Source organism: Clostridium sp. C8-1-8 (genome assembly GCF_009928445.1).
Taxonomy (GTDB): Bacteria; Bacillota; Clostridia; order Clostridiales; family Clostridiaceae; genus Clostridium_AR.
In genome coordinates this window covers 1-1,978 of sequence record NZ_JAABNO010000066.1, presented here as the reverse complement: position 1 = coordinate 1,978, position 1,978 = coordinate 1, and the positions used below count along the sequence as shown (strand labels likewise).

The 1,978-nt window shown below is 35.5% G+C and carries 1 protein-coding gene and 1 pseudogene; both read right to left on the bottom strand.

What is annotated here, in order from left to right; genetic code table 11:
- Positions 1-543 (bottom strand): annotated as a pseudogene (locus GXK57_RS26770) (ABC transporter permease); the annotation flags it as partial.
- The coding region (locus GXK57_RS26060) for an ABC transporter ATP-binding protein (RefSeq protein WP_160680930.1) at positions 536-1,978 on the bottom strand (1,443 nt) is incomplete at its 5' end. The pseudogene GXK57_RS26770 and the gene GXK57_RS26060, both read right to left, overlap by 8 nt.

Here is a 1,978-nt window from a genome sequence, read left to right as displayed (position 1 = left end):
ACCAAAGGAAGTTCTAAGGATTATAAAGTTTGCAACATACATTGATATATAGTTCATCATGATTGAGTTAATAACTTCATTAGTTCCCATCTTAGCCTTAAGATATCCTGGTACTGCCGCCCAAAGGCCTCCTGCCAATATACCAGATATCAAGATTAGAGGAATATGGATAAAGGCTGGTAGTCCTGGTATAACACCTACTAAAGCTGCCGCAAGTGTACCAATTACGAATTGACCTTCTCCTCCTATGTTAAACAAACCTGTTTTGAAAGCTACTGCGTTAGCTACACCGGTAAATAAAAGTGGTGTTAAGTAGAAGATAGTATTGAATACATTCATCTCACTACCGAAGGATCCCTTCCATATGGTTCTAAAAAGGTCGCCTAACGCCGTAAAGTAATCCAATATTGAGTATCCTTTTGCCCATATTACGAAAAATCCTGAAATGAATATAGAAAAAACTATAGCTGCTAGCGGGAATAAAATAGGTTTTACTATTGCAAATAATTTATTTTCTTTATTCGTTGCTGCCGTCTTACTCAAGACCCTTCACCTCTTTCTTATCATCCTTAAGACTACCACCAGCCATAAGTATTCCAAGCTTTAGCTCTGTAGCATCTTTTCTATCTACTATGTCTAAAATTTGTCCATCATACATTACTGCTATTCTATCAGATAAAGACATAACTTCATCAAGTTCTAAGGAAACTAAAAGTACTGCTTTTCCATTGTCTCTTTCTTTTATTATTCTCTTATGAATATACTCTATAGCTCCAACGTCAAGCCCTCTTGTTGGCTGACATACTATTAGAAGTTCTGGATCTTTTGAGATCTCTCTAGCTACTATAAGCTTTTGTTGATTTCCTCCTGATAGGGCAGAAGCCATAACCTCATCATTTGGTGTTCTTACGTCAAACTCTTCTATAAGCTTATTGCAATGTTTTCTAACTTCATTGTAGTTTAATACTACCCCTTTGCTAAAAGGTTTAGTTCTATGAATTCCTAAAATGGAGTTTTCAAATAATGAATATTTAAGTATTAGTCCTCTTTTATGTCTATCTTCTGGAACATGTCCTACTCCAGATTCCATAACTATTCTTGGTGACTTATTAAATATATTCTTACCATTTATAGTGATTTTCCCACTAGCCGCTTTTCTAAGACCAGTTAAAGCTTCTATAAACTCTGACTGACCATTACCGTCTACCCCTGCTATACCAACTACTTCACCAGCATGCACTGTAAGGTTAAGGTTCTTCACTACAGCAATATTTCTGTGATCATTGGCATTTAAGTTTTCTATCTTAAGGATCTCACGACCAACCTTCGCTTCATCCTTGTCTACTACAAGATTTACTTTTCTTCCTACCATTAGCTCCGCTAATTGGTCGATGTTAGTGTCCTTTGTATTAACAGTACCTGTAACTTTACCTCTTCTTATTATAGTTACTCTGTCACTCATCTTCATAACTTCTTTAAGCTTATGAGTTATAAGAATTACTGACTTACCTTGTGCCTTTAGATTATCTATAATAACTCCAAGTTCATCAATTTCTTGAGGTGTTAAAACTGCTGTTGGTTCATCAAGTATTAATATATCTGCTCCTCTGTATAGAGCTTTTAGTATCTCTACCTTTTGCTGCTTACCAACGGTTATGTCTTCTATTACTTCATTAGGATCTATATTGAAACCATACTTACTTGCAATAGCTTTAACATCTTCTATTGCCTTCTTCATATCTACCTTTAGACCTTTTTTAGGCTCTATCCCTAAAACTATGTTCTCTGCAACTGTAAAATTATGAACAAGCATAAAATGTTGATGTACCATACCAATTCCTAGCTTTATAGCATCGTTAGGGTTAGTTATCTTAGCTAGCTGTCCGTTTACGTATATTTCACCCTTTTCTTGTTGGTACAACCCATATAGTATGTTCATTAAAGTGGTCTTTCCAGCGCCATTCTCTCCAAGCAAAAC